1 pseudogene is annotated in these 280 nt (G+C 64.3%); it reads left to right on the top strand.

The window, feature by feature from the left end:
• Positions 1 to 15: 15 nt before the first annotated feature.
• Positions 16 to 280 (top strand): annotated as a pseudogene (locus F1735_RS34890) (MutS-related protein); the annotation flags it as partial.

The raw sequence follows: 280 nt of genomic DNA on the forward strand, positions 1-280 counted from the left end.
TTAATGAGCACCCAGATGCGCTATCACGAACGGGTGGACGAGTGGGATCTGTCGATGAACGCGCTGCAGATGGTGCTGCGTGTGTCGAGCATCCTGGGAGCGAGCAAGGATGCCTTGCTGCTGCCGTTCGCCGGTGCGGGCGCGGCGGCGGGCAAGCTCAATCGCCAGCTGTCGCGCGCGCCGATGGTGGAGATGACGCCGGGCGCGCGCACCTATCTGGACTGGTTCATGCTCGACAACGTGAACCACTACTTCAAGGGCGTGCGGCTGGTGCACGGCA

Origin of the sequence: Massilia genomosp. 1, assembly GCF_011682185.1 — a bacterium.
Taxonomy (GTDB): domain Bacteria; phylum Pseudomonadota; class Gammaproteobacteria; order Burkholderiales; family Burkholderiaceae_D; genus Telluria_A; species Telluria_A rubra.